The sequence below is a fragment of the Micromonospora sp. NPDC048040 genome (genome assembly GCF_055587185.1).
Window position 1 is genome coordinate 1 of sequence record NZ_JBVJGT010000047.1, and the last position, 17178, is coordinate 17178.

Annotated in this window: 2 protein-coding genes; both read left to right on the forward strand. The window is 77.3% G+C overall.

The annotated features are described in order from the left end of the window. On the forward strand, positions 1 to 6798 hold a 6798-nt coding region (locus tag ACZ6O2_RS28890; RefSeq protein WP_466025050.1), incomplete at its 5' end, for an SDR family NAD(P)-dependent oxidoreductase. A 348-nt stretch (positions 6799 to 7146) separates the two neighbouring features. After that, positions 7147 to 17175 carry a type I polyketide synthase gene (locus ACZ6O2_RS28895; protein ID WP_466025051.1) on the forward strand — a complete coding sequence of 3343 codons (10029 nt, stop codon included), beginning with the start codon at positions 7147 to 7149 and terminating at the stop codon, positions 17173 to 17175. The last annotated feature ends 3 nt before the right edge of the window (positions 17176 to 17178 follow it).

Sequence of the window (17178 nt, forward strand, 5' to 3'; positions counted from 1 at the left end):
CGGCCGGAGACGCACGCGCTGCTGCACGCCCTGGCCGAGTTGCACGTCCACGGCGTGCCGGTGACCTGGCAGCAGTGGTTCACCGACACCGGCGCACGCCGCGTCGACCTGCCCACGTACGCCTTCCAACACCAGCGGTACTGGCCCGAGGGCGCGCCGGCGGAGCAGGTCGCCCCGGACAGCGGCGACGCCGACTTCTGGGCCGCCGTCGAGCGCGGCGACCTGGCCGCGCTCGCCGCCGAACTCGGCGACGACACCGAGGCCCTGGGTGCCCTCAGCCCGGCCCTGCCGGTCCTCTCGCGCTTGCGGCGGGCCCGGTCCCGGGACACCACGCTGGACGGATGGTCGTACCGGGTCGTGTGGGAACCGGTGCGGCCGGCCCCGGCGGCCGGGCTGTCCGGGCGGTGGCTGGTCGTCACCGTCGACAGCGGCGCCGACGCGGGCGTCGCGAAGACGCTCACCGAGGCGGGCGCGCAGGTCGACACGCTGACCATGCCGCCCACCCTCGCCCGGGCAGACCTGGGCGAGCGGCTGCGCGGGATCAGCGCGGACGGCTGGGCCGGGGTGCTCTGCGTCCTGCCCCGGCAGGACCAGCCCCTGGCCCACACCCCGGCGATTCCCGCCGGCACGGCGGCGCTGCTCACCCTCACCCGGGCGCTCACCGACACCGGCCTGCCGGGACGGGTGTGGGCGCTCAGCCGCACCGCGATGCCGGTCACGGCGGGGGAGCGGGCCGGCGACGTCTGGGCCGCGCTGGCCTGGGGACTGGGCCGGGTCGTCGCCCTGGAACAGCCGGACCGCTGGGGCGGCCTGCTCGACCTGCCGGCCCGCGCCGACCGGAGCACCCGCGCCGGGCTCGTCGCGGTCCTGGCCGACGGCACCCTGGACCAGGTGGCCGTCCGCCGCAACGGCCTCTTCGGCCGGCGGCTGGTGCCGGCCGCGCCGCCCGCCGGTTCGGGCTGGCGGCCCGCCGGCACGGTGCTGGTCACCGGTGGTACGGGTGCGCTGGGCCGGCACGTGGCGCGGTGGTTGCTGGCCAACGGTGCCGGCGAGGTGGTGTTGGCTTCCCGGCGTGGCCCGGGTGCGCCGGGCGCGGTGGAGTTGGTGGCCGAGTTGGGTGCGGTGCGGGTGGTGGCCTGCGACGTGACCGAGCGGGAGGCGGTCGACGCCCTCGTGGCCGGGCTGCCCGAGCTGACCGCCGTCGTGCACACCGCCGGCGCGTCCGGCGGCACCGTGCCGGCGTACGAGGTGACCGACGGCGAGCTGTCGGACACCCTGGCCGGCAAGGTGCTCGGCGCCGTGCACCTCGACGCCGCCTGCCGGGACCGGGACCTCGACGCGTTCGTGGTCTTCTCCTCGGTGGCCGGCGTCTGGGGCGGCGGCGGCCAGGCCGGCTACGCGGCCGGCAACGCCCTGCTCGACGCCCTCGTCGCCGCCCGCCGGGCGGCGGGCCTGCCCGCCACCGCCCTGGCCTACGGACCGTGGGCGGAGGACGGCATGGCCGCCGGGGAGACCGCGGACGGCCTGCGCCGCCGTGGATTCATCCCGCTCGCGCCCGAGGCCGCCGTCGCGGCGCTGGGCCGCTGGGTGAACGCCCCGGAGGCGGCGCCGGTGATCGTCGACGTCGACTGGTCCCGGTTCGTCACGGCGTTCACCGTGGCGCGGCCGAGCCACCTCTTCGACCGGGTCGCCCCCGCCGTCGCCGAGGAGCCGGAGCGGCCGGAGAGCGCCGCCGCCACCGACGGGCTGCGGGCCCGGCTCGCGGCGCTGCCGGCGACCGGCCAGGAGGCGCTGCTGGTCGACCTCGTCCGCGCCGAGGCGGCGGCCGTCCTCGGCCACGCCACCACCGACCAGGTGCCGGCCGGGCGGGCGTTCCGCGAGCTGGGCTTCGACTCCCTCGCCGCCGTGCAGCTGCGGGACCGGCTGGGTCGGGTCACCGGCCTGACCCTGCCGTCGACCGTGGTCTTCGACCACCCGTCGGCGGCGGAACTGGCCCGCTTCCTGCGTACCGAAATCGTGGTCGGCGCGGACGGCGGCCCGGCCGTCGGCGGCGCGACCGTGGTCCGGCCGCCGGTGGACGAGCCGATCGCGATCGTCTCGATGGCCTGCCGGTTCCCCGGCGGGGTGTCGTCGCCGCAGGAGCTGTGGCGGCTGCTGGCCGACGGGGTGGACGCGGTCACGCCGATGCCCACCGACCGGGGTTGGGACCTCGACGCCCTGTTCGACAGCGACCCGGAGCGGGTCGGCACCAGCTACACCCGCAGCGGCGGCTTCCTGCACGACGTGGCCGGCTTCGACGCCGCGTTCTTCGGGATCAACCCGCGCGAGGCCCTGGCGATGGACCCGCAGCAGCGGCTGCTGCTGCACGCCACCTGGGAGGTGTTCGAACGCGCCGGCATCGACCCGCAGCGGGTCCGTGGCTCCGCCACCGGCGTCTTCATGGGCACCAACGGGCAGGACTACGCCACGCTGCTGCTGGGCGCCCGCTCCCAGGTGGAGGGCTACCAGGCCACCGGCAACGGGGCGTCGGTGGTCTCGGGCCGCCTGGCGTACTCGTTCGGGCTGCACGGCCCCGCGGTCACCGTCGACACGGCCTGCTCGTCGTCGCTGGTGGCGCTGCACCTGGCCGCGCAGGCGCTGCGCAGCGGCGAGTGCGACCTCGCCCTGGCCGGCGGCGTGACCGTCATGTCCACCCCGGGCGCGTTCCTGGAGTTCTCCCGGCAGCGCGGCCTCGCCGCCGACGGGCGGGTCAAGGCGTTCGCCGCGGCCGCCGACGGCACCGGCTGGGGCGAGGGCGTCGGCGTCCTGCTGCTCCAGCGGCTCTCCGACGCCCAGCGGGACGGCAACCGGATCCTCGCCGTCGTGCGGGGCAGCGCGGTCAACCAGGACGGCGCGAGCAACGGCCTCACCGCACCGAACGGGCCGGCGCAGCAGCGGGTGATCCGGCAGGCGCTGGACAACGCGGGGCTGACCCCCGACGACGTGGACGCGGTCGAGGCGCACGGCACCGGCACCACGCTCGGCGACCCGATCGAGGCGCAGGCGCTGCTCGCGACGTACGGGCGGGGTCGACCCGCCGACCGGCCGCTGTGGCTCGGGTCGGTGAAGTCGAACATCGGCCACACCCAGGCCGCGGCGGGCGCCGCCAGCCTGATGAAGATGGTGCTGGCCCTGCAGCACGAGGTGCTGCCGGCGACCCTGCACGTCGACGCGCCGACCCCGCACGTCGACTGGACGTCGGGCGCGCTGGCGCTGCTCACCGAGGCGCAGCCGTGGACCGCCGCGGACCGGCCCCGCCGGGCCGGCGTCTCCTCGTTCGGGATCAGCGGCACCAACGCCCACGTGATCCTGGAACAGGCCCTTGAGCGGCCGGAGCCGGTCGCCCCCGACGGGGTACGGCCCGAGGCGACGCTGCCGTGGCCGGTCTCCGCCGCCGACCTCGCCGGGCTGCGCGACCAGGCCGGCCGGCTGGCCGACCGGGTCGCGACGGGCGACGACCCCGCCGACCTGGTCGGCTGGGCGCTCGTCGACGGCCGGGCCCACCTCGGGCGCCGGGCGACCGTGGTCGCCGCCGACCGGGCGACCCGGCTGGCCGCGCTGCGGGCGCTGGCCGGCGGGGAGGACCACGCGGCGCTGGTCACCACCCGGCGGCGTTCGGGCGGCCTCGCCGTCCTCTTCTCCGGCCAGGGCGCCCAGCGCCCCGGCGCCGGCCGGCAGCTGTACGACACGTTTGCCGTGTTCGCGGCGGCCCTCGACGAGGTCTGCGGGGTGCTGGACCACCAGCTGCCGCAGCCGCTGAAGCCGGTGCTGTTCGCGGCCGAGGGCAGCGCCGAGGCCGCGCTGCTCGACGAGACGGTGTTCACCCAGGCCGGGCTGTTCGCGCTGGAGGTGGCCCTGTTCCGGCTGGTCGAGTCGTTCGGGGTGGTGCCCGGGCACGTCGCCGGGCACTCGATCGGCGAGATCACCGCCGCGCACGTCGCCGGGGTGCTGTCCCTCGCGGACGCCGCCACGCTGGTGGCCGCCCGGGGCCGGCTGATGCAGGCCCTGCCCGCCGGCGGCGGGATGCTCGCCGTCGCCGCCGACGAGGCGGCGGTGGTCGGGTCGCTGGCCGGGCTGACCGACCGGGTCGGCGTCGCGGCCGTCAACGGCCCCACCTCCGTGGTGGTCGCCGGTGCGGTCGACGCCCTCGACGAGCTGGAGCGGCTCTGGCGGGAACGGGGGGTGCGCACCCGCCGGCTGCGGGTCAGCCACGCGTTCCACAGCCCGCTGATGGAGCCGATGCTGGCCGGGTTCCGGGCCGTCCTCGCCCGGCTGACGTTCGCCGCACCGCTGCTGCCGATCGTGTCGAACCTGACCGGAAGGGTCGCCGACCCCGACGAGATCCGTACACCCGACTACTGGGTGCGGCACGTCCGCGAGGCCGTCCGGTACGCCGACGGCATCGCCGCGCTGCGCGACGCGGGGGTGGACACGTTCCTGGAGCTCGGCCCGCAGGCGGTGCTGACCGCGATGACCGCCGGCCTGCTGCCCACCGAGGACGACGGGACGGCCGTGGCGGCGCTGCGCGCCGGCGCCGACGAGCCGGCCGCCCTGCTGTCCGCGCTCGCCGTCCTGCACGGCACCGGGCGGGACGTCGACTGGGCGGCGGTGCTCGGCGTGCTGGCCGGCCCCCGCCCGGATCCCCGCCGGCTGCCCGAGCTGCCCACGTACGCGTTCCGGCCGCAGCGCTACTGGCCGACGCTCGACGCGGCCCCGACCCCGGCCGCCGACCCCGTGGACGACGCGTTCTGGCAGGCGGTTACCGACGGCGACCTGGACCGGCTCGGCATCGACCCGGACCAGCCGCTGCGCGACCTGCTGCCGGAACTGGAGTCGTGGCGGCGCCGCCAGCACCTCGACGGCACCCTGGCCGGCTGGCGGTACCGGGTCACCTGGGAGCGCCGGGCGCTGACCGGCGGCGACCCGGGCACCTGGCTGGTGGTGGCCCCGCCGCACCAGGTCACCGACCGGGTGCTGGCCGCGCTCACGGCCGGCGCCGCGACGGCGCACCTGTTGACCGTCGACCCGGCCACGGTCACCCGGGACGGCCTGGCGGCCGACCTCGACCGGCTCACCGCCCTGCACCAGCCGACGGCGCTGCTCTCCCTGCTGGCGCTGGACGAGGCGCCGCACCCGGAGCAGACCGCGTTGCCCACCGGCCTGGCGGCGAACCTGCTGCTCGTGCAGGCGCACACCGGCCGCTCCGGCCCGGCCGCGCCGCTGTGGCTGGCCACCACCGGCGCCGTCGCCGTCGACGACGAACCGGTCGTCCACCCGACGCAGGCCACCACGTGGGGCCTCGGGCTCGTCGCCGCGCTGGAGCACCCCCGGCACGTCGGCGGCGTCGTCGACCTGCCGGCGGGCGCGGGCGAGGCGGCGTACGCGGTGCTGGTCGGCGCCCTGACCAACGGCGACGGGGAGGACCAGCTCGCCGTCCGGGAAGCCGGCGTGCACGCCCGGCGTCTGGTCCGGGACACCGGACGGCCGGCGGCGGGCGGCGGGTACCGCCCGCACGGCACCGTCCTGCTCACCGGCGGGACCGGCGCCCTCGCCCGGCACACCACGGACTGGCTGGGCCGGCAGGGCGCGGAGGTGCTCCCGCTGGCGGAACCGGCGACGGGCAAGCTCGGCGACCTGATGGAGCAGCTCGCCGCCGAGAGCCGGCCGGTCACCGCGCTCGTGCACGTCCCGGCGGAGACCGGCTCGGCGCCGCTGGCCGAGCTGACCCTCGCCGGCCTGGCCGCCGACCTGACCGCCACCGTCGGCGACGTGCCGAGGTACGCGGACGAGCTCGCCCACCGGCCGCTCGACGCGTTCGTGCTGTGCACCTCCACCACGGGGGTGTGGGGCGCGGGCGGGCGGGCCGGCCAGTCCGCCGGCGACGCGCTGCTGCACGCGCTCGCCGCGAACCGGCGGCACGGCGGTCTGGTGGCGACCGCCGTGGCGTGGGGGCCGTGGCGCGACGATCCCGAGTCGGCCGAGCTGGCGCAGCTGCGCCGGCGGGGCCTGCCGGGCCTGCCCCCGGACCTGGCCGTCGAGGCGTTCGGGCAGGCGCTGCGTGAGGAGGCGGCGCTGGTCGTCGCCGACGTGAGCTGGGACCGGTTCGTGCCGACGTTCGCGTCGATGCGGCCGTGCCCGCTGCTGACCGGCATCCCGGAGGCGCGCGCGGCGCTACCCGCCGACGACGACCGCCAGCCGGCGGACGACGAGGCGGCGACCGCGCTGCGGGAGCGGCTGCGCCCGCTGAGCCCCGGCGAACGGGAGGGCGTCCTCGTCGAACTCGTGGGCGGCCTGGCGGCCACCGTGCTCGGCCACACCGGGGGCGGGGGACTGGAGCCCGACCGCGCGTTCCGCGAGGTCGGCTTCGACTCGATGACGGCCGTGGAGCTGCGCAACCGGCTCCGCGCCGCCACCGGCGTGCAACTGCCCGCGAGCGTGGTCTTCGACTACCCGACGCCGGCCGCGCTCGCCCGGCACCTGCGCGACCGGCTCGTCGAGGACGGGGCCGCCGCGGCCGCCCCGCTGCTCGCCGAGCTGGAACGGCTCGACGGCGTCTTCGCGGCCAGCGCGCCGGACCGGCTGACCCGGCAGAAGCTGCTGGTGCAGTTGCAGGCGTTCGTCGCCCGGTGGGGCGACGACCGCGGTCCCGTCGAGGAGAAACCGGTCACCCACGCTCTCGACGACGCGACGGACGCCGAGATCTTCGATTTCATCCACCGCGAGCTGGGCGGGCCCGGCGGCAATTTGCCGGGCCTGTAGAAATGGGGCTTCCCGACCGTTGTCGACGGTCGTGACGCCCTCGGCCGGGCGGGGTCCCGCACCCGCCCGGCCGCACCCCGTGAGGGCGGTGCGCCGGGCCGCTCAGCAGGGCGGGTCGGCCCAGCCTGCACCCGTGCCGCCTAGGGGCACCCGTAGGGGCACGCTAGGGGTTGTGACCGCCGTCCGGCGACAATTACCTTTCCTCCGGCGAGTAAGACCTGGTGTGGACTGAAACGCTTTTGTCTGGCAATTCGTGGTCGGCTGAATGGGCTTAGATCTTCGCGGCTTGTGGCGTCTGTGGACGGTATTGGGTCGCCTGTTTCTTTCCGGCCCGAAGAGGTGGCGCTAATGGCGACTGAAGATACGCTCCGGGAGTACCTGAAATGGGTGACGGCGGACCTTCACCAGACCAGGAGGAAGCTCGGCGAGCTTGAGGCGGCCAGCCGCGAGCCGATCGCCATCGTCGGCATGGCCTGCCGGTTCCCCGGCGGGGTGGGCTCCCCCGAGGAACTGTGGGAGCTGGTCGACTCCGGACGGGACGCCGTCTCCGCGTTCCCCGCCGACCGCGGCTGGGACCTGGCGCGGCTGTTCCACCCGGACCCCGACCACCCCGGCACGTCGTACGTCGCCGAGGGCGGCTTCGTCGACTCGGCCACCGACTTCGACGCCGCGTTCTTCGGCATCTCGCCGCGCGAGGCGATCGCCATGGACCCCCAGCAGCGGCTGCTGCTGGAGGCGTCCTGGGAGGCGTTCGAGCACGCCGGGATCGACCCCTCGGCGCTGCGCGGCCACCAGGTGGGCGTGTTCGCCAGCACCACCGGCCAGGACTACGTGGGGCTGCTCCAGCAGCCGCCGCCCGGCACCGAGGGCTACATCCTCACCGGCACCGCGGCGAGCGTCGTGTCCGGCCGGATCTCGTACGCGCTCGGCATCGAGGGCCCCGCCGTCACCGTGGACACGGCCTGCTCGTCGTCGCTGGTCGCGCTGCACCTGGCCTGCCAGGCGCTGCGGCAGGGGGAGTGCACCCTGGCGCTCGCCGGCGGGGCCACCGTCATGTCCACCCCGTCCGCCTTCATCGGCTTCAGCCGCCAGCGCGGCCTGGCCCTGGACGGCCGGGTCAAGTCGTTCGCCGCCGCCGCCGACGGCACCGCCTGGGGCGAGGGCGTCGGCCTGCTGCTCCTCGAGCGGCTCTCCGACGCGCGGCGCAACGGCCACCCCGTCCTCGCCGTGGTGCGCGGCAGCGCGGTCAACCAGGACGGCGCGAGCAACGGGCTGACCGCCCCCAACGGCCCGTCCCAGCAGCGGGTCGTGCTCCAGGCGCTGGCCAGCGCCCGGCTCGCGCCCGAGCAGGTCGACGTCGTGGAGGCGCACGGCACCGGCACCACCCTCGGCGACCCGATCGAGGCCCAGGCGCTGCTGTCGACGTACGGGCAGGGTCGGCCCGCCGACCGGCCGCTGTGGCTCGGCTCGGTCAAGTCGAACATCGGGCACACCCAGGCCGCCGCCGGCGTGGCCGGGGTGATCAAGATGGTGATGGCGCTGCGGCACGAGACCGTGCCGGCGACGTTGCACGTCGACGAGCCCACCCCCAACGTGGACTGGACGGCCGGCGCGGTGTCGCTGGTGACCGAGCCGCAGCCGTGGCCCGCCGGGGAGCAGCCCCGCCGGGCGGGCATCTCCTCGTTCGGCATGAGCGGCACCAACGCCCACGTGATCATCGAGGAGGCGCCCGCCGCCGAGGCGGCCCCGTCGGAGACCCCGGACGGCCCCGCCGCCGCGACCGACGCCGCCACCGTGCCGGCCGCCGCCACCGGCATCGCCCCGGTCACCGCGGCCGGCCTCGTGCCGGTGCTGGTCTCCGCCCGCGACGCCGACTCCCTGGCCGCCCAGGCGACCCGCTGGGCCGACTGGCTCGACGGCCGTCCCGAGCTGCGGCTGACCGACGTCGGCTGGTCGTCGGTGCGCACCCGGGCCAGCCTGGAACACCGCGCCGTGCTGCTCGCCGCGGACCGCGACGGCCTGCGCGACGGCCTGCGCGCGCTCGCGGCCGGCGGCGACGCCCCGGGCCTGGTCACCGGCGCGGGGTCGCGGGGCGGCAAACTCGCGTTCCTCTTCTCCGGCCAGGGCGCGCAGCGCAGCGGCATGGGCCGTGACCTGGCTGCCGCGTTCCCCGTCTTCGCCGACGCGCTGGCGGAGGTCTGCGCCGAACTGGACCGGCACCTGCCCCGCCCGCTCGCCCCGGTGCTCTTCGCACCCGAGGGCGACGAGGCCGCCGCGCTGCTCAACCAGACCCTCTACACCCAGGCCGGCCTGTTCGCCGTCGAGGTCGCGCTGTTCCGGCTCCTGCGGAGCTGGGGAATCGTCCCGGACGTCCTGCTCGGCCACTCGATCGGTGAACTGTCCGCCGCGCACGCGGCCGGCGTGCTGTCGCTGCCCGACGCCGCCACGCTCGTCGCGGCCCGGGGCCGGCTGATGCAGGCCCTGCCGGCCGGCGGCGCGATGCTCGCCGTCCAGCTCCCCGCCGACGCGGTCCGGGCCGCCCTGGCCGGCATCGAGGACCGGGTCGCCGTGGCCGCCGTCAACGGGCCCACCGCCGTCGTGGTCTCCGGCGCCGCCGACGCCGTCGAGGAACTCGAACGCCGCTGGGCGGACCAGGGCGTACGCACCCGGCCGCTGCGCGTGAGCCACGCCTTCCACAGCCCGCTGATGGAACCCATGCTCGCCGAGTTCGCCGCCGTGGTGCGCCGGCTGGAGCTGCACCCGCCGGCGCTGCCGATCGTGTCGAACCTGACCGGCGCGGTCGCCGACCCCGCCGAGATCCGCACCGCCGACTACTGGGTCCGGCACGTGCGGGAGGCGGTTCGGTTCGCCGACGGCGTCGACCAGCTGCGCGCACTGGGCGTGCGTACCTTCCTGGAGGTCGGCCCCAGCGGGGTGCTCACCGCGCTGGCCCGCGACGTCCTGGCCGCGGCCGGCGCGGACGACGACACGGCCGCGGTGGCGCTGGTGCGCCGGGACCGCCCCGAGCCCGCGTCCGTGCTCACCGCCCTCGCCGAGCTGCACGTCGGCGGGGTCGGGGTGGGCTGGGCCGAGCTGTTCGCCGGCGCCGACACCGCGCGGGTGCCGCTGCCCGGGTACGCCTTCCGCCGGCAGCGGTTCTGGCCCGAGCCGCCGCCCGCCGCCCCCGACGCCGCCGCGCCCGACGGCGGCGACGACGAGTTCTGGACCGCGCTGGAGCAGGCGGACGTCGACACGCTCCGCAGCGAGCTGGGCGACGACGACGAGCAGGTGCGGGCGCTGCTGCCGGCGCTGCCGGTGCTCACCTCCTGGCGCCGGTCCCGGCGGGAACGCTCCACGGTGGACGGCTGGTCGTACCAGGTGACCTGGCAGCCCGTGCCGGTCGAGGACCGGGACGGCCCCGCGGGCCGCTGGCTGGTGGCGCTGCCGGCCGCCGACGCCCCGGCGTGGGCCGACCGCCTGGTCGGCCTCTTCCCCGACGAGCCGCTGGTGCTGCGCGTCGGCGCGGCGGACCTCGACCGCGCGGCGCTCGCCGCCCGGCTGCGGGACCTGGTCGACGGTCGGCCGGTCGACGGCGTGCTCGCCGTGGTCGCCGGCCAGGACCGGCTGCTGCCCGAGCACCCCGGCGTGACCCTCGCCGCGGCCGGCGCCCTCGCCCTGGTCCAGGCGATGACCGATTTGGACCTGGTGGCCCCGCTGTGGTGCGTCACCAGCGGCGCGGTGGCGGCGGCCCCGGGCGACCGGGTCGCGCACCCGCTGCAGACCGAGGTCTGGGGCCTGGGCCGGGCGGCGGCGGTCGAGCAGCCGCACCGCTGGGGCGGCCTGGTCGACCTGCCGGCCACCCTCGACGACACCACCGCCCGGCGACTCGCCGGCGTGCTGGCCGGCGCGGGCGGCGAGGACCAGGTGGCCGTCCGGCCCGGCGGGATCTGGGCCCGGCGGCTCACCCCGGCCCCGCCGGCGGCGGACGAGCCTCCCGCCGGCGACTGGTGGGCCGGCACCGTCCTGGTCACCGGCGGCACCGGCGCCCTCGGTGGCCACGTCACCCGCTGGCTGCTCGACCGCGGCGTCGGGCAGGTGGTCCTGGCCAGCCGCCGGGGCACCGCCGCCCCGGCCGTGGCGGAGCTGCTCGACCGGTACGGCGCCGACGGGCGGGTCACCGTCGCCACCTGCGACGTCACCGACCGGGGTTCCGTGGCGGAGCTGGTGGACACGCTGCCCGGCCTGACCGCGGTCGTGCACGCCGCCGGCACCGACCAGCTCACCCCGCTGACCGACACCACCCTCGACGAGTTCTCCCACGTCGTCGCGGGGAAGGTGCTCGGCGCCCTGCACCTCGACGCCTGCCTCGCCGACCGCGAGCTGGGCGCGTTCGTCATGTTCTCCTCCATCTCCGGCGTGTGGGGCAGCGCCGGCCAGTGCGCCTACGGCGCCGGCAACTCCCTGCTGGACGCCCTGGCTGTCAACCGGCGCGACCGGGGCCTGCCGGCCACCGCCGTCTCCTGGACCGCCTGGGGCGGCGCGCACGGCATGGCCGCCGAGAACGTGGCCACTGAGCAGCTCAACCGGATGGGCCTGCCGCCGATCGACCCGGAGAAGGCACTCGTCGCGTTGGACCGGGCGCTGCGCCGCCCGACGCCCTGCGTGACCGTCGCCGACGTCGACTGGACCCGGTTCCACCCCGCGTTCACCGTGGCCCGGCCCAGCCCGCTGCTCGGCGACCTGCCGCAGGTGCGGGCGCTCGTCGCGCAGGAGGAGGCCGCCGCGCCCGTCGCGGGCGGGGTCGCCGCGCCGCTGCGCCACCTCGCCGCGCTGCCGGCGGCGGAGCAGGAGCGGGAGCTGCTGCGGCTGGTCAACGAGCAGACCGCGGCGGTGCTCGGTCACGCCACCCCCGACGAGCTGCGCGGGCGCCCGTTCAAGGACCTCGGCTTCGACTCGCTGACCGCCGTGGACTTCCGGGGTCGGCTGAACACAGCCACCGGCCTGCGGCTGCCCACCACGCTGGTCTTCGACTACCCCACGCCCGCCGAACTGGCCGTGCACCTGCGTGAGCTGGTGTCCGGCGCCGACCCGGTCGACACCCCCGAGACCGTCGTCGTGGACGCGGACGAGCCCGTCGCGATCGTCGGCATGGCCTGCCGCTACCCCGGCGGCGTCGACGGGCCGGAGGCGTTCTGGCGGCTGGTCGCCGACGGCGTGGACGCGATCTCACCCTTCCCCACCGACCGGGGCTGGGAGATCCCGGAGCCGGCGGAGGGGAAGCCCGCCCCGGCGGGCGGCTTCCTCTACGACGTGGCGGACTTCGACCCCGCCTTCTTCGAGATCTCGCCCCGCGAGGCGGTGGCGATGGACCCGCAGCAGCGGCTCACCCTGGAGGCGTCCTGGGAGGCGCTGGAACGCGCCGGGGTGGACCCCGCGTCGCTGCGCGGCACCCGTACCGGCGTCTTCGTGGGCGCTTCCAGCTCCGGCTACGGCACCGGGCTGACCGAGGTCCCCGAGGGGGTCGAGGGCTACCTGATGACCGGCGCCGCGCACAGCGTGATCTCCGGGCGGGTGGCGTACACGCTGGGGCTGGAGGGGCCGGCCGTCACGGTCGACACCGCCTGCTCCTCCTCGCTGGTGGCGCTGCACCTCGCCGGGGCGGCGCTGCGGCGGGGCGAGTGCGACCTGGCGCTGGCCGGCGGCGTGGCGGTGATGGCCACCCCGACGGCGTTCCAGGAGTTCTCCCGCCAGGGCGGCCTCGCCTCCGACGGGCGGTGCAAGTCCTTCGGCGCGTCGGCGGACGGCACCGGCTGGTCCGAGGGCGTCGGCATGCTGCTCGTGCAGCGGCTCTCGGACGCCCGGCGGCAGGGCCGCCGGATCCTCGCCGTGGTGCGCGGCTCCGCGGTGAACTCCGACGGCGCGTCGAACGGCCTCACCGCGCCCAACGGCCCGTCCCAGCAGCGGGTGATCCGGCAGGCGCTCGCCAGCGCCCGGCTGGCGGTCACCGACGTGGACGTCGTCGAGGCGCACGGCACCGGCACCACCCTCGGCGACCCGATCGAGGCGCAGGCCCTGCTGGCGACGTACGGGCAGGACCGGGGCGACGCGGGCCCGCTGCTGCTCGGGTCGGTGAAGTCGAACATGGGCCACGCCCAGGCCGCCGCCGGCGTCGCCGGCATCATCAAGATGGTCCTGGCGATGCGGGAGGGCATCGTCCCGGCGTCGCTGCACGCGGACACGCCGTCACCGCACATCGACTGGTCGTCCGGCGACGTGGAGCTGGTGACCCGGTCCCGGCCGTGGCCGGCGGTCGACCGGCCCCGCCGGGCGGCGGTCTCCTCGTTCGGGATCTCCGGCACCAACGCCCACGTGGTCGTCGAGCAGCCCGCCGACGCCGACCTGACCGGCGACGCCGAGCCGGCCCCCGCCCCGGCGTCCGGGCTGGTCGCCGCCGACGTGGTGGTGTGGCCGGTGTCGGCCCGCTCCGCCTCCGCCCTCGCCACGCAGGCGTCCCGGCTGGCCCGGCACCTGCGGGAACACCCCGGCCTCGCCCCGGCGGCGGTCGGCTGTTCCCTCGCCGCGACGCGGTCGGCGTTCGACCGGCGCGCCGCCGTGGTCGGCGCCACCCCGGGCGAGCTGCTGGCCGGCCTGGACGCGCTCGCCGCCGGCACGCCCGCCGGCAACGTGGTGACCGGCACCGTCGCCAACCACGGCGCGGGCCCGGTGTTCGTCTTCCCGGGGGCCACCCCGGCGGGCGCGGCGGCCGGACTGGTCGGCCGCTGCCCGGTCTTCGACGACACGCTCGCCGAGTGCCGGCAGGCCCTGGCGCCCTGGCTCGACGTCGACCCGGCCGCCCTGCTGACCGGCGCGGACCCGTCCTGGGCCGAGCGGCCGGAGCTGGCCCGGCCCGTCCTGTTCGCCGTCGGGGTGGCGCTCGCCGCCGTCTGGCGGCACGCCGGGGTGACCCCGGCCGCGGTCGTCGGGGACGGCGACGGCGAGGTCGTGGCCGCCTGCGTGGCGGGCCTGCTGTCCCTGCCCGACGCCGCCCGGACGGTGGCGCTGCGGGCCCGGGCCGCCGCCGGCGAGCTGGACCCCGACGGCGTCCGCGCCGGGTTGGCGGGGATCGTCCCGCAGCCCGGCACCGCCCGGCTGGCCTCCACCGTCACCGGGGACTGGGCCGACCCGGCCGGCCTCGGGGCCGACCACTGGGCCGGCGAGGCGGGACGGCCGGAGCAGTTCGACGCCGCCGTCCGCGCCGCCGTCGCGGCCGGACACGTGACCTTCGTGGAGGTCTCGCCGGAGCCGGCGCTGACCGACCGCGTCGCCGCCGTCCTCGACGGGACCGGCGCCACCGGCCACGTCCTGGACACCCTCGGCGGGCCGGACGACGCCGCCACCCGACTGCTGACCGGCCTCGCCGCCGCGCACACCCTCGGCCTGCCGGTGGACCACCGTCGGCTGCTGCCCGAGGCTGCGCCGGTCGACCTGCCCACGTACGCCTTCGACCGGCAGCGCTACTGGCTGGAGCGCACCGGCGCCCACCGCTCCGTGCTGCCCGCCGTGGGGCTCGACGTGGTCGACCACCCGCTGCTCAGCGCGGTGGCCGACCTGCCCGGCGACGAGGGCCTGCTGTTCACCGGCCGGATCACCCTCGCCACCCACGCCTGGCTGGCCGACCACGCCGTGCTGGGCACGGTGCTGCTGCCCGGGACGGCGCTGGTGGAGTTGGCGTCCTGGACCGGGCGGCACGCCGGCGCCGCGACCGTCGCCGAGCTGAACCTGGAGGCGCCGTTGGCGATCCCCACCGAGGGGGGAGTCGACCTGCGGGTCCGCGTCGGCGCGCCGGACGAGACCGGGCACCGGCCGGTCGCCATCCACTCGCGGCGCGACGACGACACCGACCCCGACGGTTCCCGGGCCTGGCAGCGGCACGCCTCCGGCCAGCTCAGCGGCACCGCCGACCCGGACCCCGCGTCGGCGGCGGTGTGGCCGCCCGCCGACGCCGAGCCGATCGCCCTCGACGGGCTCTACGCCCGGCTCGCCGCCCAGGGCTACCACTACGGCCCGGTCTTCCGCGCGCTGCGCGCCGCGTGGCGGTCGGGCCCGGACATCCTCGCCGAGGTCGCCCTGGACGCCGACGCGTCCACCGACACCACGGCCTTCTCCGTGCACCCGGCCCTGATGGACGCGGCGCTGCACGCCATCGGCGCCAGCGCCACCGAAGCCGCGGCCACCGCCGGCGCCGACCGCGCCCCCGAGGGCGGCCCCGACATCCGCCCGGGCCTGCCGTTCACCTGGTCGGGCGTGACCATCCGGCCCACCCGCGCTCGCGAGCTGCGGATCCGGCTGCGCGCCACCGACGCCGGATCCGTGTCGTTGACGATCACCGACACCGGCGCGACGCCGGTCGCCTCCGTCGACGGTCTGGTCCTGCGGCCCATCTCCGGCGAGCAGCTCAGCGCCGCCCGCCGGTCGGCCAGCCGGTCCCTGCACCGCCTCGACTGGGTCGCCCCCGCCACCGGCCGCGCCGACGGCACGTCCCGGCTGGTCGTCCTCGGCGACGACTGGCCCGGCGCCGACCGGCACCCGGACCTGTCCGCGCTGGTCGCCGAGGTGCGCGCGGGCGGCACCGTGCCCGACTCGGTGCTGGTGACCTGCGTCGGGCCGGCCGCCGACGAGCCGCACCCGGCCCGCCAGGCGCACCGCGTCGCCCACCGCACGCTCGCGCTGGCCCAGCAGTGGCTCGCCGAGGAGTCCCTCGCCGCCGCCCGGCTGGTGGTGGTCACCCGCGGCGCGGTCCGGGTCGACCCGGACGAGCGGATCGCCGACGTGCCGGCCGCCACCGCCTGGGGCCTGCTGCGCTCCGCCCAGTCGGAGAACCCGGACCGGATCGTGCTCCTCGACGTCGACGACGACGCTGCGGCCGCCGCGCTGCTGCCGGCCGCCCTGGCCACGGGCGAACCGCAGCTCGCCGTACGCGCAGGCCAGCTCCGGGTGCCCCGACTGACCCGGCTCGGCCCGCCCCCGGCCGAGGGGCCCGGCCCCGACCTGGCCGCCGGCACCGTCCTGGTGACCGGGGCGACCGGCCTGCTCGGGCGGCTGGTGGCGCGGCGGCTGGTGACCCGGCACGACGTACGCCACCTGCTGCTGGTCAGCCGCAGCGGGGCGGACGCCCCGGGCGTCGCCGGGCTGGTCGACGAGCTCGCCGGCCTGGGCGCCACCGTCCGGGTGGTCGCCTGCGACGTCACCGACCGCGACGCGCTGGCCCTGCTGGTCGACCAGATTCCCGCCGACCGGCCGCTGACCGGCGTGGTGCACGCGGCCGGGGTGCTCGACGACGGCGTGCTGCCGGCGCTCACCCCGGACCGTTTCGACACCGTGCTCCGTCCGAAGGTCGACGCGGCCTGGCACCTGCACGAGCTGACCGAGAAGCTGGACCTGGCCGCGTTCGTGCTCTTCTCCTCGGCGGCCGGCCTCTTCGGCGGCCCCGGGCAGGCCAACCACGCGGCGGCGAACTGCTTCCTCGACGCCCTCGCCCAGCACCGCCGCGACCGGGGACTCCCGGCGCTCTCCCTGGCGTGGGGCCCGTGGGTCAACGACACCGGCGACGGCCAGACCGGGCACGTCGACGAGGCCCGGATGAACCGGGGCGGCTTCGTCCCGCTCGGCGCCGACGAGGGCATGGACCTGTTCAGCGAGGCGCTGCGCTTCGCCGAGCCGGTGGTCGTACCGGTCAACCTGGACCTCGCGCTGATCGGCCGGCACGGGCCGGCGGCGGTGCCGCCGGTGCTGCGGTCGCTGGTCCGGCCGGCGTCGACCGGCGCGGCCCGGGCCGCCGAGCGAGACCCGGCGGAGGCGCTGCGGGAGACCCTGGCTGCCACCGCGGAGGCGGACCGTGACCAGGTCCTCTCCGACCTGGTCCGCACCCACGCCGCCGCGGTCCTCGGCTACGCGTCGATCCGGTCGATCGACGCCGAACGCGGCTTCGTCGAGCTGGGCTTCGACTCGTTGACCGCGGTCGAGTTCCGCAACCGGCTCAACGCGGCCACCGGGCTGCGGCTGCCGTCCACGCTGATCTACGACCGGCCGACCACGGCCGCGCTGGTCGAGTACCTGCGGGGCGCGCTGCTGGCGGAGCGGAGCACGTCCGCGCTGACGGTGCTGGGTGAGCTGAACAAGCTGGAGCACGCCATGCGCGCGGTGGCCTCCGGTGACACCGACCGGGCCGCCGTCGGCGCCCGGCTGCGCGAACTGCTCTCCCTGTGGACCTACACCGAGTCCGACGCGGACTCCGCCGCCGCCGACGGCGCCAGCCTCGAGTCGGCCTCCGCCGAGGAGATCTTCAGCCTGCTGGACGAAGAGCTCGGCTCGGCCTGATCC